At 63.1% G+C, this 18,862-nt stretch carries 22 protein-coding genes; 14 read left to right on the top strand and 8 right to left on the bottom strand.

All coding sequences use genetic code 11. The features are described from left to right. Position 1: 1 nt before the first annotated feature. The 6 genes from G3480_RS02415 to G3480_RS02390 form a co-directional block, all read right to left on the bottom strand. Positions 2-313, bottom strand: coding sequence for an STAS domain-containing protein (locus G3480_RS02415; RefSeq protein WP_164652074.1), 312 nt, complete (start codon positions 311-313; stop codon positions 2-4). Further along, positions 310-930 (bottom strand): MlaC/ttg2D family ABC transporter substrate-binding protein, encoded by a 621-nt coding sequence (locus G3480_RS02410; protein ID WP_164652073.1) that lies wholly within the window; start codon positions 928-930, stop codon positions 310-312. Before G3480_RS02410 ends, G3480_RS02415 begins: the two co-directional genes overlap by 4 nt. After that, entirely contained in the window at positions 930-1,397 is a 468-nt protein-coding gene (gene mlaD, locus G3480_RS02405) for an outer membrane lipid asymmetry maintenance protein MlaD (RefSeq protein WP_164652072.1), read from the bottom strand. The genes G3480_RS02410 and mlaD overlap by 1 nt, the downstream gene beginning before the upstream one ends. 4 nt (positions 1,398-1,401) lie before the next feature. Next, positions 1,402-2,184 (bottom strand): lipid asymmetry maintenance ABC transporter permease subunit MlaE, encoded by a 783-nt coding sequence (mlaE, locus tag G3480_RS02400; protein WP_164652071.1) that lies wholly within the window; start codon positions 2,182-2,184, stop codon positions 1,402-1,404. Then, positions 2,184-3,116 (bottom strand): ABC transporter ATP-binding protein, encoded by a 933-nt coding sequence (locus G3480_RS02395; RefSeq protein ID WP_164652070.1) that lies wholly within the window; start codon positions 3,114-3,116, stop codon positions 2,184-2,186. Before G3480_RS02395 ends, mlaE begins: the two co-directional genes overlap by 1 nt. Before the next feature lie 111 nt (positions 3,117-3,227). Further along, positions 3,228-3,803: a DUF72 domain-containing protein gene (locus tag G3480_RS02390; RefSeq protein ID WP_164652069.1), complete on the bottom strand. Its 576-nt coding sequence runs from the start codon at positions 3,801-3,803 to the stop codon at positions 3,228-3,230. Between the two features lie 113 nt (positions 3,804-3,916). On the opposite strand from G3480_RS02390, the gene G3480_RS02385 reads away from it, so the two are divergent. The 14 genes from G3480_RS02385 to mgtE all read left to right on the top strand — a co-directional run bounded on the left by G3480_RS02385 (position 3,917) and on the right by mgtE (position 16,320). Beyond that, positions 3,917-4,936: a KpsF/GutQ family sugar-phosphate isomerase gene (locus tag G3480_RS02385; protein WP_164652068.1), complete on the top strand. Its 1,020-nt coding sequence runs from the start codon at positions 3,917-3,919 to the stop codon at positions 4,934-4,936. A 173-nt stretch (positions 4,937-5,109) separates the two neighbouring features. Beyond that, positions 5,110-5,628, top strand: a complete 519-nt coding sequence (gene kdsC / locus G3480_RS02380; RefSeq protein WP_164652067.1) for a 3-deoxy-manno-octulosonate-8-phosphatase KdsC — start codon at positions 5,110-5,112, stop codon at positions 5,626-5,628. Between the two features lie 50 nt (positions 5,629-5,678). Then, entirely contained in the window at positions 5,679-6,293 is a 615-nt protein-coding gene (gene lptC, locus G3480_RS02375; protein WP_164652066.1) for an LPS export ABC transporter periplasmic protein LptC, read from the top strand. 77 nt (positions 6,294-6,370) lie between these two features. Beyond that, positions 6,371-6,808, top strand: coding sequence for a lipopolysaccharide transport periplasmic protein LptA (gene lptA / locus G3480_RS02370; protein WP_164652108.1), 438 nt, complete (start codon positions 6,371-6,373; stop codon positions 6,806-6,808). A gap of 25 nt (positions 6,809-6,833) precedes the next feature. After that, positions 6,834-7,559: an LPS export ABC transporter ATP-binding protein gene (gene lptB, locus G3480_RS02365; RefSeq protein ID WP_164652065.1), complete on the top strand. Its 726-nt coding sequence runs from the start codon at positions 6,834-6,836 to the stop codon at positions 7,557-7,559. Positions 7,560-7,725: 166 nt separating this feature from the next. Beyond that, complete coding sequence (locus G3480_RS02360; RefSeq protein WP_164652064.1) at positions 7,726-9,210, top strand: RNA polymerase factor sigma-54; 1,485 nt, start codon at positions 7,726-7,728, stop codon at positions 9,208-9,210. A 32-nt stretch (positions 9,211-9,242) separates the two neighbouring features. Beyond that, positions 9,243-9,563 carry a ribosome hibernation-promoting factor, HPF/YfiA family gene (hpf, locus tag G3480_RS02355; protein WP_164652107.1) on the top strand — a complete coding sequence of 107 codons (321 nt, stop codon included), beginning with the start codon at positions 9,243-9,245 and terminating at the stop codon, positions 9,561-9,563. Positions 9,564-9,973: 410 nt separating this feature from the next. Then, on the top strand, positions 9,974-10,423 hold the full coding sequence (locus G3480_RS02350; RefSeq protein ID WP_164652063.1) for a PTS sugar transporter subunit IIA: 450 nt from the start codon (positions 9,974-9,976) through the stop codon (positions 10,421-10,423). A gap of 27 nt (positions 10,424-10,450) precedes the next feature. Next, the gene (gene hprK, locus G3480_RS02345) at positions 10,451-11,413 is read left to right on the top strand and encodes an HPr(Ser) kinase/phosphatase (RefSeq protein ID WP_164652062.1); all 963 of its coding nucleotides are present in this window, start codon (positions 10,451-10,453) and stop codon (positions 11,411-11,413) included. A 54-nt stretch (positions 11,414-11,467) separates the two neighbouring features. Then, positions 11,468-12,328: an RNase adapter RapZ gene (gene rapZ / locus G3480_RS02340; protein WP_164652061.1), complete on the top strand. Its 861-nt coding sequence runs from the start codon at positions 11,468-11,470 to the stop codon at positions 12,326-12,328. Continuing rightward, positions 12,325-12,723 carry a PTS sugar transporter subunit IIA domain-containing protein gene (locus G3480_RS02335; RefSeq protein WP_164652060.1) on the top strand — a complete coding sequence of 133 codons (399 nt, stop codon included), beginning with the start codon at positions 12,325-12,327 and terminating at the stop codon, positions 12,721-12,723. The genes rapZ and G3480_RS02335 overlap by 4 nt, the downstream gene beginning before the upstream one ends. Before the next feature lie 136 nt (positions 12,724-12,859). Next, positions 12,860-13,129 carry an HPr family phosphocarrier protein gene (locus G3480_RS02330; protein WP_164652059.1) on the top strand — a complete coding sequence of 90 codons (270 nt, stop codon included), beginning with the start codon at positions 12,860-12,862 and terminating at the stop codon, positions 13,127-13,129. Further along, the gene (gene ptsP, locus G3480_RS02325; RefSeq protein WP_164652058.1) at positions 13,126-14,868 is read left to right on the top strand and encodes a phosphoenolpyruvate--protein phosphotransferase; all 1,743 of its coding nucleotides are present in this window, start codon (positions 13,126-13,128) and stop codon (positions 14,866-14,868) included. Before G3480_RS02330 ends, ptsP begins: the two co-directional genes overlap by 4 nt. Positions 14,869-14,958: 90 nt before the next feature. Then, positions 14,959-16,320, top strand: a complete 1,362-nt coding sequence (gene mgtE, locus G3480_RS02320) for a magnesium transporter (RefSeq protein WP_164652057.1) — start codon at positions 14,959-14,961, stop codon at positions 16,318-16,320. 933 nt (positions 16,321-17,253) lie between these two features. Here mgtE and G3480_RS02315 read toward each other — a convergent pair. Both G3480_RS02315 and G3480_RS02310 read right to left on the bottom strand, forming a co-directional pair. Next, the gene (locus tag G3480_RS02315; RefSeq protein WP_338114044.1) at positions 17,254-17,571 is read right to left on the bottom strand and encodes a chaperone modulator CbpM; all 318 of its coding nucleotides are present in this window, start codon (positions 17,569-17,571) and stop codon (positions 17,254-17,256) included. A 3-nt stretch (positions 17,572-17,574) separates the two neighbouring features. Then, positions 17,575-18,528, bottom strand: coding sequence for a DnaJ C-terminal domain-containing protein (locus G3480_RS02310; protein ID WP_164652056.1), 954 nt, complete (start codon positions 18,526-18,528; stop codon positions 17,575-17,577). Between the last annotated feature and the right edge of the window lie 334 nt (positions 18,529-18,862).

Here is an 18,862-nt window from a genome sequence, read left to right as displayed (position 1 = left end):
ATCAGTGCCCGGTCGGCAGCAGATCTTGAAGATTCGAGAAGGCGGCGATCCGCCGCAGCGAATCGGGCAGGTGATGATAGGCAATCTGAATGTCGCGCAGCTGCGCCATCTCCAGCCACTCCAGCAGAAGCGCAAGCCCGGCGCTGTTGGCCAGTTCGACGCCGGAGAGGTCGACCTCGACCCGGCCACGGTCCGGCACCCGGCGGAGCAAGCCCAGACCCTCCTTCACCAAAGGGGTAACCGTCGTGAAGTCCAGCGCGCCAGACAGCTCCCAGCGGCCGGACTCCGAGGACACCAAACGCGCTGCCGTCACTCTTGGCCCTGCTGATTCATGTCCGCGAGTTTGGCGATCAGACCATCGACGCCGCCCTGACGAATCTCGTTGGCGAAGCTGCTGCGATAGTTGCCAACGAGGCTGGCGTTGTTGATCACCACGTCATACACCTTCCAGCCACCGCCGCTGTTGTACATACGATAGTCGACGGGGATGGGGGTCGAACCAGGCTCGCGCACCTCGGTCGAGACGGTGACCGTCGAGGGACGACTCCCCGGCCTGACGGGCAGATAGCGGATCTCCTCACCCGAGTAGCTGAGCAGCGAGCGCGCGTAGGTGCGGATCAGCACCTGCTGGAAGCCGTCGACCAAGCGCTGCTGCTGAGCCGGCGTCGCCTGACGCCAATATTGCCCGACCGCGCCTTGGGTGATGCGCTGAAAATCGAAGTGGGGTGCAACGATGCTCTGCACCATGCCGTAGATCAGCGAGGGATTGCGATCCACTTCGGCACGGCGCGCCTGGAGCGTACTCAGCATGCGCTCGGACGTGCGTTTGACCAGCGCCGTCGCCTCGTCCTGCGCGGCCAGGACGCCCGAACTCCAGACCAAAGGCGCCAGGACCAGAAGCCCGGCTAGAAAGTAACGTCTCGAAAACATCAGCCGCTCTCACCTGCTTTCTTGAAGAGAAATTGCCCGATCATCTGCTCGAGCACCAGCGCCGACTGCGTGTGGGCGATCTCGCCACCGTCTTGGAGATAGTCTGTGCTGCCGCCCGGCTCGAGCCCGATGTACTGCTCGCCGAGAAGACCGGAGGTAAAAATATTCGCGAAGGTATCTTCTGGGATGGCATCGATTCCAGCATCGACGCGCATGGTCACTACAGCCATGTAGGTCGTTTTGTCGAAGCGCAGGCTCTCGACCCGTCCGATGCGCACGCCCGCCATGGTGACAGGCGCCCGGACCTTCAAACTGCCGACATTCGTGAAGCGCGCGGTCAGCACATAGCCCTCGCCGCCAGCGCTCAGGCTGAGATTGCTCACCTTCATCGCTAAGAAGAAGAGCGCGACCAAGCCGAGCGCCACGAAAGCACCGACCATGAGTTCAACATTTTGTCGCTTGGCCATCGCCTTAATCTCCAAACATCAGTGCCGTCAAGACGAAATCCAGCCCCAGGACAACCAGCGCCGCGTGGACGACCGACCGGGTCGTCGAGCGACTCACGCCGACGGACGTCGGCGCGCTGTCATAGCCCTGAAAGAGGGCGATCCAAGTCACCACGACGCCGAAGGCCAGACTCTTGATGACGCCATTGACCACGTCCTCGGCGAAATCGATCTTGGCCTGCATCTGGCTCCAGAAGGCACCTGTGTCGACGCCCAACAGCCCCACGCCGACGAAGTAGCCGCCAAGAATGCCCACCGCGCTGAAGATGGCGGCAAGCATGGGCATGGCAAGCACGCCACCATAGAAGCGTGGCGTCAGGACACGGCGGACCGGATCGACGGCCATCATCTCCAGGCCGGACAGCTGCTCGGTCGCCTTCATCAAGCCGATCTCGGCCGTCAGCGCAGAGCCCGCGCGCCCGGCGACCAGCAGCGCGGCGACCACCGGACCCAGCTCGCGCACCAGAGACGCGGCCACCATGACCCCCAGACTCTCCTCAGCACCGAACTGGGCGAGCACATAATAGCCTTGCAGACCCAGCACCATGCCGACGAAGAGCCCCGAGACGCCGACGATCAACAGCGACAGGACGCCGATATTGACGATCTGCTCGCCGAGCAGGCGCGGATGCCGGAAGATCTCCCCAGTCCCGCGCAGGATGTCGACAAGCAGCAGGTTCGCGCGTCCCAGCCGGGTCAGCGACGCCAGCACAGCACGTCCCAGCGTGGCGATCGGATCCAGCAGCATCAGGCCGCGCCCCGCAGCCGCAGGTCCTGCGCCAAGGACGGCCCTGGATAGTGGAAATGCACGGGCCCGTCCGGCAGACCATCCATGAACTGGCGGACCCATTCGGAGTCCTCGGCCGCAACCTGCGCGGGCGTCCCCTCAGCAATGATGCGACCCTGGGAGATCACGTAGAGATAGTCCGCGATGCTCGCCGTCTCGCGCACGTCATGGGATACGACGATACTGGTCAGCCCAGCCGCATCGTTCAACTGCCGAATCAGCGCGATCAGCATCCCCATCGAGATCGGGTCCTGGCCAGTAAAGGGCTCGTCGTAGAGGATCATCATGGGATCCAGGGCGATGGCCCTCGCCAGCGCGGCACGGCGCGCCATGCCGCCGGACAGCGCGCTTGGCATGACGTCGCGCGCGCCGCGTAGCCCAACCGCCTCCAGCTTGAGCAGAACCACCTTGCGCAGCATCGAGGGGCTCAGATCCGTGTGCTCACGCAGCGGATAGGCGACGTTGTCGAAGACGCTGAGATCCGTCAGCAGGGCATTCGACTGGAACAGCATCCCCATGCGGCGACGCAATTTGAAAAGCTGAGCCTTATCCATGCGCTGGATGTCAAGCCCATCGACTTCAATGCTGCCAGCATCCGGTCTCAGCTGCCCGGTAATGAGCTTGAGCAAGGTCGTCTTGCCGGTGCCGCTCGGCCCCATGACCGCAGTCACCGCGCCGCGCTGAATATCCAGATCCAGGTCTTCGAAGATGACCAGGGAGCCGCGGCGATAGCTCAGGCCGCGAATACGAACCAGGGGCGCGGAAGCCCAAGAGGACGGCTCCGCGCGGCTATCGCCACCCGTAGCAGCCCGCCCTGGGGCAGTCGTCCCCTGCGCCTTGGGGCCGTCTCCCTCCCGAGCACTGCGCACATCCGCGGGGTCTCGCCTAGCCATGATCTGGTTTGAACATTGAGTGCGCCGTCGGCGAAAGGGCGGGATTGTCGCGAGCAGGCATCCAAGCGTCAAGAGAGCGCGCCTGACGCGAATGGAATTCACAGGTCGGCATCATCGCCTCGACAGACCAAGAAGATCGATGAGTAACTGCCATTGGCCGACCGCCTCGATCTCGACGTCGCTCAGCATTAGCAGTGTCGGCCGCCCTCCTGCGGACGCAACCAGGTCCTCGAGCCAGCGCCGCGCCGCCCGGAGGTCTTGTTGCAAATGACTGGGCACCAGATAGGCGATCCCGGAGCCGCTCTCCACGCCCGCATCGGCGACAGCATGCCCCGCGGCGAAGGGTGACGCCATCCACCGGCAGTGAGCATCCAGGCCATCCGGACAGACCACCAGGCCCTTCAAACCATCACCCAAGCAGCCCGACAGCTGCGACCACAAGGCTGGCGTCATGGCGCCAGTCAGGTCCTCAATGAAGAAGCCGAAGTGATCCGGGACATCCTCACGCCAGCGCGCGACCACATCCGCGCTCGCGGATCGCCAGAGTTCGACAGGCACGAGGACGGCGTCAAGGACATTGGCAAAATAGGCGAGTTGCCAGTCGCTGGGCAGGTCCTCCGGGTAGAAGGACTCCTTCGGCAAGGGTGCCCAGCCGCGTCGCAACGGGATGACGAGGCTTGCGCTCAACTCCACGGGACCTCCTTCAGCGTTAGCGGGACATGACCCGCTACCTGGTGTATTTTGTGCGTGCGAACTTCGGGACAGACTGACGCTCCCCAATCTGACGGCCGCACACCAGCATGACAGAGAAGCGACAACTCGGCGCACTTCAGGCCCACCTATCGAGCGGACAGGGGGAGCAGATCATGGCGCTCGGCCGCGCGGTGATCGAGGCCGAAGCCGAGGCCGTGGCCGCGCTCGCCGCGCGCATCGACAACGCCTTCGTCGCGGCCTGTCGCTACATGCTCGCCTGCGAGGGCCGCATCGTGGTTCTGGGCATGGGCAAATCAGGGCACATCGGCGGCAAGATTGCCGCAACCCTCGCGAGCACGGGAAGCCCCGCCTTCTTCGTCCATCCGGGAGAAGCCAGTCATGGCGACCTGGGGATGATCACGCCGCGGGATATGGTGCTAGCCATCTCCAACTCAGGCCAAACCGATGAGCTGCTGACCATCCTGCCGATCCTCAAGCGGCTCGGCGTGCCCCTGGTGACCATGACCGGCCGGCGCGACTCGACCCTGGCCCGGGAAGCAGATGTCAATCTGGACATTAGCGTCGAGACCGAGGCATGCCCGCTGGGCCTGGCGCCCACGTCCAGCACCACGGCCGCACTCGCAATGGGTGACGCCCTTGCCATCGCGCTACTCGAGAGCCGCGGCTTCACCGCCGAGGATTTCGCACGTTCACACCCTGCCGGCAGTCTCGGGCGGCGTCTGCTGCTCCATGTCAGCGACATCATGCACCGCGACGAGCGCGTCCCTCGGGTTCTGCTCGGCACCAGCCTGCTCGGCACCTTGGAAGAAATGTCGCGCAAAGGACTCGGGATGACCGGGGTGGTCGACGATCAGAATCACTTGATCGGCATCTTCACCGACGGCGACCTGAGACGCGCCCTGGACGGCGGCATCGATGTGCGCGAAACCAGTATCGACAGCATCATGACACGCAACTGTGTCACCTTGAGCGCAGAGGCGCTTGCGGTCGAGGCGATCCAGATCATGGAGTCGAAGTCCATCAATGGACTCATGGTCCTGGACGACGAGCGACGCCTCATCGGCGCGCTGAACATGCACGATCTGCTCCGGGCCGGCGTCGTCTGATCCTAGAATCCTTGAGGGCGCAAAATGCTTGCAGATGAGTCGAATTTCGATGAAGCGTCCGACCACCCAAGACCGTCGGTATCGCTATCGTCGGTTCGATCCCGATTCCGATGGCATGACTCGTCGGTCTGAGGCGAAGCCTCGCTAGAATAAGACATCCTTGGAGGGCACTGATGCAAGAAGTTCGAGACCGCGCCGCACGCATCCGGCTTGTCATCTTCGATGTGGACGGTGTCCTCACGGACGGCAGCCTCTTCTTGGGTGACGACGGCCAAGAGTACAAGGCCTTCAACTCGCGTGACGGTCACGGCATGGTCATGCTTCAGGAGACAGGCGTACGCCTGGCCGTGATCACGGGACGCACGTCCAACGTCGTCCAAATGCGCATGGAAAGCCTCGGCATCTCGGATGTCTACCAAGGCTATCGACAGAAGCTGCCGGCCTACGAGGAGCTGCGGCAGCGCCTGAATCTGACTGACGACGCCGTCGCCTATGTCGGCGACGACGTGGTCGACCTACCCGTCATGCGTCGCGTCGGTCTCGCAATCGCAGTCGCGGACGCCCATCCGGCGCTCAGAGCGCTTGCGCACTGGACGACGGCGGCGCCAGGCGGCCGCGGTGCCGCGCGCGAAGTCTGCGAGCTGCTCATGGAGGCTCAGGGCTCGCTCGCGTCGATGATGGCGCACTATTGACGATGACGCACTATTGACGATGACGCACGATTGATCATGATGCGCGAAGCATGACCCGCTACGCCCCACACGCCAACGGCTATGGCTGGTCACGGCGTCAGCTCCTGCTGCTCGCGCTGCTCGGCGCCATCGGCCTCACGGCCTGGTGGCTGCTGCACACAAGCGCGCAAGAAACGCCACTGCTGGGGGCGCGTCAGCGCCTGCCCGACTATGTCGTGCGCGATTTCTCCGCCGTCGAGACGGACGCCTCAGGCCGGCCCAGCCGCAAGCTGATCGCGCAAGAGCTGCGCCATTTCGCCAGCGAAGACGTCTCGGAGCTGACCCAACCGCGCATGGAACTCTTTCAGACCGAGGGGCCGCCCTGGACTGCCCGCGCACGGACAGGGACGGTGTTCGACAGCGGCGAGCGCGTGCGCCTCTCTGGAAACGTCCAGCTCGACCGCGAGGGTGACGGCGACTACCGACCGACCCACCTGGAGACCGAGCAGATCGACATCCTGCGCGCTGAGGCGCTCGCCGAGACCGACCTTCCCGTCAGCATCCGTAGCGACGGCGACACACTCACGGCGCAAGGGATGCGGCTGTGGTACAACGAGCCGACCCGTTCCACCTTCCACGGCCGCGCGCGCATCCGGCTCGCCCCCGAAGAGGAGTCCCAGCCTTGAGGTTGGCAGCAGTCCCATCCCTGCGGCAGCCATGGCCGCAAGCCGTCATTCTCGCACTCATCGCCGCGTGCACATGGATGCCCGCTTGGGCGCTGAAGGACGATGCCAAACAGCCGGTCTTCATCGAGGCGGACGACGTCGAGGTGCGCGAGAGCGATAGCACCAGCGTCTACGTGGGCAATGTCCAAGTCGACCAGGGCAGCATGCGTCTGCTAGCCGATCATGTGACGGTCTATCATCGCAAAGACCGCCAGCCCAGACTCATCATCGCGCTCGGGAACCCCGCCAAATACAGGCAACTGCGCGACAATGACGAAGGCGAGGTTCAGGCCTTCGCCAAGCGCATGGAATATGATGCTGACAAAGATGAACTGACCCTGATTGGCGATGGGCTGCTGATCCAGGGTGCCGACCGACTGGCGGGCGAGCGCATCGTCTACGATCGCGCCAAGGCACAATTCCGCGCCGGCGGATCCGGCCGGGTCAAGATCACGATCACCCCGGAGCAGGAATGAAAGCCCTGAGCAGGAGAGCCCGCCCTTGAGCGCGCTGCGCGCCGAGCATCTGCAGAAGCACTACCGCAGCCGTCAGGTCGTGCGAGACGTCAGCGTGCAGGTCAACGCCGGCGAAGTGGTCGGCTTGCTCGGCCCCAACGGTGCCGGCAAGACCACTTGCTTCTATCTGATCGTCGGCCTCATTCCTGCCGACAAGGGCCGCATCCTGCTGAGCGAGCGCGACATCACCCGCCTTCCGATGCACGCCCGCGCCAGATCCGGGCTGAGCTACCTGGCGCAAGAGGCATCGGTCTTTCGCAAGCTCAGCGCACGCGAGAACATCATGGCCATCCTCGAGACCCGCAAAGAACTCAAGCGCCCGGAACGCGAGCAGCGCTGCGAGCATCTGCTCGAAGAACTCGGGATCGCCCACGTCGCCGACTCCCTGGCCCTCAGCCTCTCCGGAGGGGAGCGCCGACGACTCGAGATCGCCCGCGCGCTTGCCGTGGATCCAGCCGTCATGCTGCTCGACGAGCCATTCGCGGGCGTGGACCCCATCGCGGTCGGGGATATCAAGGCCATCGTCTCCCATCTGCGCGAGCGCCGCATCGGCGTCCTGATCACAGATCACAATGTGCGCGAGACGCTCGACATCTGCGATCGCGGCTACATCATCAACGCGGGGACGGTGATCGCCTCGGGAGAGCCGGCCGAGCTGCTCGCGGACCAGCAGGTGAGAGACGTCTATCTCGGCGAGGACTTCTCGATGTAGGGACGGAGCCGCTAACGCCGGTTTCGGCCGGCGCGCTCCTGTGAAATAGTTCACCTAAGCCGACGACTTGACGTTTTCGCAGAGACAATTAGGCTAGAATCGACCTAGGCACCCTTATTGCTTTGAACTACTTGAACCGGCTCATCTCACTACGCCAGCGCCATCGATGAAGCAATCCATACAGCTTCGCCTTAGCCAGCATCTCACGATGACGCCCCAGCTGCAGCAAGCCATCAAGCTGCTGCAGCTCTCCTCGCTTGACCTGCAGAAGGAGATTCAAGAGGCGCTCGACACCAACCTCATGCTTGAGGAGGGCGATGATGCTGATCGCCACAGCGAGCCTATCGCCCAGGAGAGCGGACCGAGCCGCGCCGAGCAGCAAGAAGCCACTGCGGGCGAGCAGGATCTCAAGGTGGATCGAGAGATTCGCGCCGAGTCCAGCGAGATGCCGGAAGACCTGCCGGTCGACACCCAATGGGCGGACGTCTACGACAGCTACCTGCCAACCACGCCCCATGGCGCTGACGACGGCTCGGAGTTCGACCCCCTCGCCCACCGCAGCCGTCCTCAGACCCTGCAGGATCACCTCGCGTGGCAGCTGAACCTCAGCCGACTCAGCGATCGAGACTTCATGATCTGCCAGGCCATCATCGACGCCATCGATGCCGCCGGCTACTTGCGCAGCGATGTCGACGACCTAATGGCCACGATCGACAACGACTCGATCAGCCCGGAGGAGATCGAGGCCCAGATCCACCACGTGCAGTCGCTCGATCCCGCTGGGATTGGCGCCCGCAGCGTTCAAGAATGCCTGCTCATTCAACTGCGCCAGCTGCCCGCCGACACCGAACTGCGGAGTCAGGCCATCGCCATCTGCGACAAGGGCTTCGACCACCTGCCGCGCAGCGATGTCAACGCCCTGATGAAGCTCCTCAAGCTCTCGGAAGAGGAGGTCGTCGACGCCCTGGGCCTGATTCGCAGCCTGCACCCGAAGCCAGGCAGCTTGATTGAAACGGCGCCATCGGAGTACGTTGTCCCCGACATCTTCGTGCGCAAGAAAGAGGGGCGCTGGCTCGTCGAGCTAAATGCGGAATCGACGCCCAAACTGAGAGTGAATGCAGACTATGCGAGCTTGGTCCGACGCGCGGATCAAAGCGCGGACAGCACCACGCTCAAGAGCCATCTGCAAGAGGCCCGCTGGTTTATCAAGAGCTTGGCGAGCCGCAACGACACGGTGCTGCGAGTGGGATCAAAGATCGTCGAGATGCAGCAGGATTTCTTCGAACATGGCGACGAAGGCATGCGCCCCATGGTGCTGCGCGACATCGCCGAAGTCCTTGAGCTACATGAGTCGACGGTCTCTCGGGTCACCACGCAGAAATACATGCACACGCCTCGCGGCACCTTCGAGTTCAAGTATTTCTTCTCCTCTCACGTCAACACAGCATCTGGCGGCGAATGCTCGTCGACGGCAATTCGCGCCCTGATTCGTAAGCTCATCTCCGGGGAGCCCCCCAAGAAGCCATTGAGCGACAGCAAAATCGCCCAAGAGCTTGGCAATCAGGGCATCAATGTCGCACGACGAACAGTCGCCAAATACCGCGAGGCAATGGGTATCCCACCCTCGAACGAGCGCAAACGCCTGGCTTAACAGGCCGTTTGAACCTTTGAAGGAGTCACATGATGCAGATCAACCTGACGGGTCACCACATCGACGTCACCGAAGCGCTGAAGTCTTACGTCGACAGCAAATTCGACCGTCTCGCACGACATTTCGACCACGTCATAAACGCCCACGTTGTCCTCAGCGTTGAGAAGCTGTCGCAGAAGGCAGAGGCGACGCTGCACGTCAACGGAGGCAAGGTCTTTGCGGACTCCGTCCACGAGGATATGTATGCGGCCATTGATGGTCTGATCGACAAGCTCGACAGACAGGTCATTCGTCACAAGGAGAAAAAGAGCAGCCACCGCGGCGGGGCGGTCAAGATCGTCGAGGCCGAGTGAGCGATCTGCCTTCGACAGGCGAACACCGCCAAGCGACTTTTTGTGGCAGCGGATGATTCGTTCCGTAGAATAGAGCGCCCGGAAGGGGCAGACGCATCCCTTGAGCCAATGCCCAGCTGACCCAGTGCGCAGCGATTTGATGGCCTTGGTGATTGGGAGACCGTCTTGCCGATATCGGCGGCGCTTTGCATCAGCGTTTTCTGAGCGCATGCTCGCAGCACCTCGGACGGGCGGATAGACCGTTCGAGGTGTTTTTCATTGAGACGACCGCAGATAAGCACATCTAGATGCTTGGGTCTCGTGTTCTAAATCATGACCCGAGGTATTAGACGGCATGAACAAAAACAGCCCTTGTCACCCATCCAGCACGCGCACAATGGCCACACTCGAGGCTATTTGGAGTCGGCCCCATGTTCAGCCCTGACCTGATTAGCGAGGCCAGAATCGGCTGTGGGATGGAGATCGCCAGCAAGAAGCGACTTCTGGAAACACTGGCGGAACTCTTAGCAAAGGATCACCCACGCATTCAGGCCGAGACGGTCTTCGAACGACTGCTGGAGCGCGAACGCCTTGGCAGCACCGGGCTGGGGCATGGCATCGCGCTGCCCCATGCCCGCCTCAAGGACGTGACCCAGGTCCTAGGCGCATTCGTGCAGACGAGCAAGGGCGTCGACTACGATGCCGCAGACGGCGAACCGGTCGACTTGGCCTTCGCGCTGCTCGTGCCAGAGGAGGCGAACGAAGAGCATCTGCAGCTCCTCGCGCATCTGGCTAGCCTCTTCAGCAAGGCCGGCATCCGTTCGCGGCTTCGCGAAGCTGCGTCGGCCGCAGACCTGCTGGAAGTCCTGAAGAGCGACTGAGGAAATACCCCGGCAAGGGTCGTCGTCATGCTCGACAGCCTCCAATCCATCGTCGATCAGACCGCACCTCAGCTGAAGCTGCGCTGGCTGACGGCCGAGCCCAAGATTAGGCGCTTACTGCGAGGCGACGCGCCAGAGCAGGTGCAACAGTCCCTGATCGGCTCGCTGAACTGTATTCACCCCAACCGTCTCCAGGTCGTGGGGCATCCGGAGCAGCGCTATCTGACGACACTCGGGACCACGGCCTATAGTGAGACCGTCAAGAAGCTCTTCGCCGACCGCCCTGCCGCCGTCATCTTCACGGATGACATCGAGCCAGACCCGGATGTGCGCGACGAGGCCCAGCGGACCCAAACGCCGCTGCTCGGATCGTCACTCGGCGACCAAGAGCTGATCAATCATCTACGCTACTTCTTGACGCATGCGCTCGCAGAGCGCAAGACCATGCATGGGGTCTTCATTGAAGTGCTTGGGATGGGCGTGCTGCTCATCGGCGACCCTGCAGTCGGCAAGAGCGAGCTGGCACTCGACCTCATTACGCGCGGCCATCGTATCATCGCGGACGACGCGCCCAGGTTCGCCCGCATCGCACCTGAGACCATCGAAGGCACTTGCCCGGAGACGCTACGCGACTTTCTAGAGGTGCGCGGACTGGGTATCCTGAACATCCGCGCGATGTTTGGAGAAGGGGCCGTCCTGCGCAACAAGACGCTCAATCTCGTCATCGATCTCAAACCGCTGGACCAGCAGCAGCTGGCCTGCATCGATCGTCTCACCGGGAGTCTCTCTGCCATGCTCGTACTGGGCGTTGCCATCCCCAAGATCGTCATGCCGGTCGCGCCCGGCCGCAATCTTGCCATCCTGGTCGAGGCTGCGGTCAGGCACCAGATCCTCCGAATTCGCGGCTATGATGCAGGGGTGGACTTCATCGACCGCCAGGCACGGGCCATCAGCCAAGACCGCCCCGAACCACCGGCGGCTCAGCCCTGACGTTGCCTTGATGCGCTGCGACAAACCTTTTCGCCCTGACAGACAGCACATCCAATGAAACTGGTCATCCTCAGCGGTCTCTCCGGATCCGGCAAGAGCGTTGCGCTGCACACGCTCGAAGACCTCGGCTTCTATTGCATCGACAATCTACCCATCTTCTTGCTCAGGGAGCTGATCAAGGGGCTCGAGAGAAAAGTCGACGACCAAGCGCTCTCCAGCACGGCGGTCGGCATCGATGCGCGCACCAGTCCCGACGACCTCGGACAACTCCCCCAGCTGATACGTGAGGCACGGACCAGCCGCGTCGATTGCCAGGTCCTCTTTCTGGAGACGGACACCGAGACCCTGATCCGACGCTTCAGCGAGACTCGTCGCAAGCACCCACTGACCCGTGGCGATCGCTCCCTGCGGGAGGCGATTCAGCTCGATCAGGAGCTTCTAGAGCCCATTCGCCAGTGTGCCGATGTCCTCATCGACACGACGGAAACCAACGTACACGAGCTGCGCGACCGGGTGCGCGGCTGGCTCGTCGGCAGCGCCTCACCGAAAGCCTCCATCCTGCTCAAGTCCTTCGGCTTCAAGCATGGTGTTCCGATCGACGTGGATTTCGTTTTCGATGTCCGCTGCCTGCCCAATCCGCACTGGCAGCCTGAACTACGCATGCTCTCCGGGCGGGACGCAGAAGTCGCGAGCTTCCTCGAGGCCAGCCCGGATGTCATCCGCATGCGCGACGACATGACCACGTTCTTCGAGCATTGGATTCCAAGCTTCGAGACCGACGGACGCAGCTATCTGACCATTGCCATCGGCTGCACCGGCGGACAGCATCGCTCCGTCTATATGACAGAGGCCCTGGGACGCCACTTCGAGGCCCTCGGCCATAAAGTCATGGTGAGGCACCGGGAACTCTCGTGAGCGTCGGCATCTTGATTCTGACCCACAGCCCCTTGGCCGGCGATCTGCTGCGGATCGCCAGCGACATCCTCGGGGGGCGCCCCGCCAATGCCGAGATTCTAGAAGTCGTCAACGATACTCCCTGCGAGTCATTGGTCGACCAATCGCTGCGGCTTGCCGATCATCTCGACCAGGGCGATGGTGTGCTCATCCTCACCGATGTCTACGGCGCAACCCCCGCCAATGTTGCCCTCACCTTGAACGAGCGGCACCCACGCAGCCGGGTGCTCGCTGGCGTCAACCTTCCGATGCTCTTGCGAGCGTTAAACTACGCCCAGCTCGACCTGGACACTGTTGTCGACAGGGCGTTGGAGGGCGGCCGCAATGGCGTACGCCTGTGCGAGCCGCACAAATAGGGCGATTGTCGGAAAATCTCATACCAGATGGCGCGGTGCGACACGAAAGGCAGGCATCGAGACAGGTCAGCGGCAATGAGCTTTGACAGAAATCGCCTAAGCACTAGGCTTAGAACAATCAGGGGCTCCTCTCTGGATGATCCGTAAAGACTTCGAGATTTGTAACAAGCTCGGACTGCACGCGCGCGCCGCGGCCAAGCTGGTGCAGTGCGCCACGAGCTTCGAAAGCCAGATCGACATTGAGCGATGTGCTCAGAGCGTCAACTGCAAGAGCATCATGGGCGTGATGATGCTTGCGGCCAGTCAAGGCACCACGGTGACGGTGGAGGCAAAGGGCAATGACGAAGAGGAGGCCATCATGGCTATCGGAACCTTGATCGGGGAGCGCTTCGGAGAACCGGAGTGACACTCGCCTTTCAGGGGATCGGTATCGCCTCGAGCTGCTCCGTGGCCATCGGACCGGCCTTCATCGATCTGCGCGGCCAAAGCGGCGCCGCGCAAGCCGCCATCAGCGCGGAGCAGGTCGCAGACGAGATCGCGCGCTTCGACCTTGCGGTCGCGGCAGCCTATGAGTCCCTTCAAACGGTGCGGACGCAGATCCCCGCCAGCACCCCGCTCAAGATCGCCGAGCTGATCGATGCCCACCTGCTGATGCTCGAGGACAGGACCCTGGTGGACGAGGTGCGGCGCATCGTTGCTGACGAGCGGTGCAGTGCCGAGTGGGCCTTGCAGTTGCATCGCGACACCCTGGTCGAGGTCTTCGACCAGATGGACGATCCCTACTTGCGCACCCGCCGAGACGACATCGAGCACGTCGTTCAGGAGATCCAAGCCCATCTGCGCGGGGAAGGCGTGCAACGCACCCTGGCAGAGCAGGACTTGCAGGGGGTCGTGGTCGTCGCCCGGGACCTGACCCCCGCAGATGCCATTCTGCTCCGACACAGGGGCGCCGCGGCCTTCGTCACCGAGTTCGGCGGCCCCATGTCGCACACCGCCATCCTCGCCCGCAGCCTTGCCGTTCCAGCGGTGATGGGTGTTCACGAGATCACCCGCTACCTGCACCCAGGCGAGTCTCTGGTGGTGGACGGCGAAACGGGCACCGTCCTCGCCAAGGCCGACGAATCCACCTTGGAGTACTACCGCCAGCGCCTGCGCGCCATCGAGACCCGGCAGCGCAGGCTGCGCGAGATCGTCAGCAGGCCCACCCGGACACTCGACGGCGCCTCGATCAGCCTGCAGGCCAATCTCGAGCTGCCCGAGGATGTGGACATCGCACGCGCCAACGGTGCCGTGGGCGTAGGCCTTTACCGCACCGAATTCCTCTACATGAGCAGGAACGACCTGCCGGACGAGGACGAGCATCTCGCAACCTACACCGCGATGCTCGAGGACCTGGACGGCATTCCCATCACCATTCGAACCCTCGACCTCGGGGTCGATAAGCGCGCCGACGGCCTGACGGCCTGTAGCTCAAGCGTCTGCAACCCGGCGCTGGGTCTACGCGCCATCCGCCTCTGCCTCAAGGAGCCCGCCCTCTTTCGCCCTCAGCTGCGGGCGATCCTGCGCGCCTCGGCGCTAGGTCCCGTGAGACTCATGCTGCCCTTGGTGACGAATGTCGATGAGATCGACACCGTGCTCTCGCTCATTGAGGAGTTCAAGCGACAGCTCCATCAACAAGGGCTAGCCTATGACGATGACATGCCCGTCGGCGCCATGATCGAGGTACCGGCGGCGGCACTCTCGGCCCGCGCCATCGCCAAGCGCATGGATTTCCTCTCCATCGGCACCAACGATCTCGTCCAATACACCTTGGCCGTGGACCGGCTGGACGATTCGGTCAACTATCTCTTCGATCCCATCCACCCAGCAATTCTCAGACTGATCCGCATGACCATCGAGGCCGCCGACAGCGCCGGGATTCCCGTCAGCATGTGCGGCGAAATGGCCGGCGACACCCACTTCACGCGCCTCCTACTCGGCATGGGCATGCGCGAGCTGAGCATGCAGCCAGGGGCCATCCTCGACGTCAAAGAGCTGATCCTCGAGGCCGACACCCAAGATCTGCAGCGACGCGTCGCAGCGCTCTTCACCCAGCTCGACGACACCAGCCCCTCGCGCCTACTCGACGCCCTCAATCACGCCTGAGATCGCTCAGGACGTCTCCACTTGTTAGCATAGGGCGCCAGAGCCACCCACGGCTCATGGCCTCTCTCGCGAACGTCCGACAAGGTGATCATGTCCGCCCCTGCGCCCAGCAATCCAGAAACCACGCGCATCGAAGACCTGCACCAGGTGCTCGAGCAAGGCGCCATGCGCAAGGCCGCGCGCATGCTCAACGCCTTGCAGACGGCCGAGATCGCGCACCTGCTGGAGTCACTCCCGCCCAAGGAGCGCGAGCTGGTTTGGAATCTGGTGGACAAGGAGAATGATGGCGAGGTCCTGACCTATCTGCACGACGACGTCCGTGAACACCTGATCAACCTCATGGACGCCGGCGAACTCATTGCCGCCGTGGGCAGCCTGGATACGGACGACCTTGCCGACATCGTCCAGGACCTACCGGTGGCGATCACCCATGAGGTCGTCAAGTCCCTCGACCAGCAGCGCCGCGATCGACTCGAAAAGGCCCTGTCCTATGCCGAAGACAGCGCCGGCGGCTTGATGAACTCGGACACCGTCACGGTGCGCCCGGAGATGACCTTGGACGTGGTGATGCGCTACCTGCGCCGTCTGAAGGATGGCCTGCCGGACATCACCGACAACCTCATCGTGGTCAACCGCAAGGGACACTATCTGGGCGTGCTCTACCTCACGGACCTCCTGACACATGAGCCAGAGGACTCGGTGGCGGAGGCCATGACCCTGGACGTCCAGGCCATCCCCGCCACCTGGAGCGCACGCGAGGTCGCGACGCGATTCGAGCAGCACGACCTGGTGACCGCCCCCGTCGTTGACGATGAAGGTCTGCTGCTCGGCCGGATCACGGTCGACGATGTGCTCGACGTCATCCGCGAGGAAGCAGACCACCAATTCCTCGGTCAAGCCGGCCTCTCGGAGACCGAGGACATGTTCGCTCCGGTCATGTTGAGCGCCCGTCGCCGCGCCCTTTGGCTCGGCGTCAACCTGCTCACCGCCTTTCTGGCCGCCTGGGTCATCGGACAATTCGAGGCCGCTATCCAGCAGGTAGTAGCCCTGGCGGTGCTGATGCCCGTCGTCGCCAGCATGGGTGGAATCGCCGGCACTCAAACCTTGACGCTGACCATCCGCGGTCTCGCGCTAGGCCAGCTGACACTCAAGAACACACGTTGGCTGCTCTTCAAGGAGATGGCGGTCGCAGCGATCAACAGCGTCATCTGGGCCTTAGTCGTCGCCGTGATCGCGAAGCTCTGGTTCAAGGACACAGACATTGCCCTGGTGATCGCCGCCGCCATCACCATCAACCTACTCGCCGCCGCCTTCACCGGAGCCTTGTTGCCCCTGCTGCTGGAACGACTTGGCATCGACCCCGCACTCGCGGGCGGCGTCATCCTGACGACGGTCACCGACGTCGTCGGCTTCCTCGCCTTTTTGGGGCTCGCCACCATCTTCTTGCTCTAACCCAACCCCAAGAGACCGCGCCCGACAAGCTCTTAGAGGCCGTTTGAAAACGCCCTCATGAGACTCCGATAGGGGTAGGGAAGGCTCACGCCTCCCCTCCCCCGTCCACACCCTCGGCTCCACCCAGCTCCACTGTCGCGGATCACCGGCGGCGTCTGCTTGTTTAGCCCTCGCGGGCACTGACGCAGTCAGCATCTCGCCTCCGTCGGCGTTGGCCTTTACCGATCAACCTTCCTACCCACCTTCGCTCAGCGCGGCTTTGCTCTCCGCGCCTCTCGTCCGCACCAGATCAGCCCTCGGCAGGGTCTGCACCCCAGCGCTTTGGACGGGTGTCTCCTCCCCGTCAGCCCTTGGCTGTCCAGTCGCGAACCTGCGCGACTCTGCGGGCTCTGACTCCTGCCAACGCTCACCTCCGCCGGCAGGTCTCGCCGCTGACTTCGCCTCACCGTCCGATCGTTCCACCCCCAACCAGGTGATGCCGCCCATGGATCGCTTCGCACGCCCTCTCCAGCGTCCACGGTGAGTTTCAGGCTTCGCCGCCTCCCAGAGGGCTCGCCACGGCACCCCGCCGCAACGGGCTCTGATCCTGCAGACCGATCATTCGCCTCCGGTTGCCTCCCGCCCCACCTCGCGGCGACGCAGTGACCTTCGGCTACGGAGCCTACAGCATCCTCCGACACGGACTTGCACCCTGCTGATGAGACGCCCTCACGGGCGCCGCTCCCACCTCGCTTCGCCTGCACGCCGCGCGGTGCCTCGAGTCCGGAGCCTTTCGGCCGACGCAGGGCGGCCCGCTTCACCAGCGGCGAGCCGCCCTCTTGCTTAGAAAGCGCTCATCAATTGTTTCCCGATGCGAACGATGCCGCCCGAAATCCCCCCTGGCCCCCCTTTGCGAAAGGGGGGAAGTTGTTGATGGTCACTTTCTTATCCGGATCAGCCCTCCAAGCGGCGCAACCGTGCGCGCAGCTGATCGAGTTCTTCGAGCAGGTCCAAGGCCAAGGCCGCACCGGCGATGTTGACGCCGAGGTCCTGCTCGAGGCGCTGGACACAGCGTACGCGCCGAATGCTGATGCCTTGAAAACGCCACTGATTGGGTTCGCGTCCGAGCGGATCGACGACACCTTCATCGACCAGTTCGAACACCCGCTCGGCCGGCAGTTGGCAGACGCGGCAAAGCTCGGCGAGGGTCAGCTCAATGTCTTCCTCGAGCAACTCACCGGAAAGCAGACTCAAGATGTCGGTCTTGTTCACGGATCAAACCCCCAGGTGCGTGCGCGGATTGAACTTGAGCGCCTTCTCGAAGGCCGCGTAGGCGGCCTTGGCCGACTCCGTATCGGCCTTCGGCAGGGCGACTTGCAAGACGACATAGAGGTCGCCCGGCTCCTTGGACGGAATGCCGCGGCCCTTCAGGCGAAGCTTGCGGCCGCTCGATGAGTCTGCCGGTATCTTGAGGTCGACCGTCCCAGCAGGCGTCGGCACCTTCAAGGTCGCTCCGAGCGCGGCCTCCCAAGGGGCGACGGGGAGATTGAGGTAGACGTCGCGGCCCTCGACGCTATAGAGCGGGTGGGGCCGAAATTCGACCTCGAGGAAGAGGTCTCCGGCCTCCCCCTTCCCCAGACCGGCGCCGCCCTGCTTAGCGAGACGGATGTGCTGCCCTTGGCGCACACCCTTGGGGATGGAGACATTGAGCGTGCGCTCCTTGACCCGAGGCCGGCCGTCGGCCCCAAGCTCCGTGTGTCTGAGGGTCAGGGTCCGCGTCGTGCCCTGATAGGCATCCTCCAAATCGACCAAGACCTTGGCATGAGTATCCTCGCCCTGAGCGTGAAACTCAGGGTGGGCCTGACGCCTTTGGGCGCCTCCGAAGCCGCTGCGGCCGAACAAGGTCTCGAAGAAATCGCTGAACTGATCGGCATCGGCGGCCGTGAAGCCACCACCGTGAAACTCGAAGCCCTGGTCCCAATCGGGCGGCGGACGAAAGTCCTCTCCGGCGTTCAAATTGGGGTCGAGCTGATCATAAGCAGCACGCTTCTCGGGGTCTTTCAGGACCTCGTAGGCCTCGCCGACCTCTTTGAATCGCGTCTCGGCGTCAGGCTCCTTACTGACGTCAGGATGATACTTGCGGGCAAGCTTGCGATAGCAACGCTTGATCTCGTCCTGCGTAGCATCACGCTTGACGCCCATGATCTGATAGTAATCTTTGAATTCCATAGGACGGCAATCTTGTTGTGCTTCGCGTCACCTGCTTGGTGACGCCTGATAACGCCGATTCACAGAGACCTCAAGCCCCTGTGAGACGCGGATTCCGGGCAGTCTGCGCTGCACGCAGCAGGCAGGATCCCCCGAGCACCGAAAACGACCGGCCTGCCATCAATCTGGGGGCAGGCTCGACGCGGTTCTCACGCAATGGCTCAAGCCGGCGTAATGACCCGATGCTGCGACGGCGACAAAGCCGACACACAGCCCCTGTAGGGATAAGGCACTTGCTGCCATCTGGCAACCCGTTTGAGACCCATGTCGTCAGCGCAGTGCATAGGCTAAGCAA

It is taken from the genome of Thiorhodococcus mannitoliphagus (assembly GCF_010915725.1).
Classification (GTDB): Bacteria; Pseudomonadota; Gammaproteobacteria; order Chromatiales; family Chromatiaceae; genus Thiorhodococcus; species Thiorhodococcus mannitoliphagus.
Note: the sequence above shows the minus strand (reverse complement) of the source record. Positions and strands in the feature narration are given on the sequence as shown.

Bases quoted from the DNA above. Each gene is read 5' to 3' on its own strand.
- G3480_RS02410 (WP_164652073.1), bottom strand. From the start codon at position 930: ATGTTTTCGAGACGTTACTTTCTAGCCGGGCTTCTGGTCCTGGCGCCT.
- mlaD (WP_164652072.1), bottom strand. From the start codon at position 1,397: ATGGCCAAGCGACAAAATGTTGAACTCATGGTCGGTGCTTTCGTGGCG.
- mlaE (WP_164652071.1), bottom strand. From the start codon at position 2,184: ATGCTGCTGGATCCGATCGCCACGCTGGGACGTGCTGTGCTGGCGTCG.
- G3480_RS02395 (WP_164652070.1), bottom strand. From the start codon at position 3,116: ATGGCTAGGCGAGACCCCGCGGATGTGCGCAGTGCTCGGGAGGGAGAC.
- G3480_RS02385 (WP_164652068.1), top strand. From the start codon at position 3,917: ATGACAGAGAAGCGACAACTCGGCGCACTTCAGGCCCACCTATCGAGC.
- kdsC (WP_164652067.1), top strand. From the start codon at position 5,110: ATGCAAGAAGTTCGAGACCGCGCCGCACGCATCCGGCTTGTCATCTTC.
- lptC (WP_164652066.1), top strand. From the start codon at position 5,679: ATGACCCGCTACGCCCCACACGCCAACGGCTATGGCTGGTCACGGCGT.
- lptA (WP_164652108.1), top strand. From the start codon at position 6,371: ATGCCCGCTTGGGCGCTGAAGGACGATGCCAAACAGCCGGTCTTCATC.
- G3480_RS02360 (WP_164652064.1), top strand. From the start codon at position 7,726: ATGAAGCAATCCATACAGCTTCGCCTTAGCCAGCATCTCACGATGACG.
- hpf (WP_164652107.1), top strand. From the start codon at position 9,243: ATGCAGATCAACCTGACGGGTCACCACATCGACGTCACCGAAGCGCTG.
- G3480_RS02350 (WP_164652063.1), top strand. From the start codon at position 9,974: ATGTTCAGCCCTGACCTGATTAGCGAGGCCAGAATCGGCTGTGGGATG.
- hprK (WP_164652062.1), top strand. From the start codon at position 10,451: ATGCTCGACAGCCTCCAATCCATCGTCGATCAGACCGCACCTCAGCTG.
- rapZ (WP_164652061.1), top strand. From the start codon at position 11,468: ATGAAACTGGTCATCCTCAGCGGTCTCTCCGGATCCGGCAAGAGCGTT.
- G3480_RS02330 (WP_164652059.1), top strand. From the start codon at position 12,860: ATGATCCGTAAAGACTTCGAGATTTGTAACAAGCTCGGACTGCACGCG.
- mgtE (WP_164652057.1), top strand. From the start codon at position 14,959: ATGTCCGCCCCTGCGCCCAGCAATCCAGAAACCACGCGCATCGAAGAC.
- G3480_RS02310 (WP_164652056.1), bottom strand. From the start codon at position 18,528: ATGGAATTCAAAGATTACTATCAGATCATGGGCGTCAAGCGTGATGCT.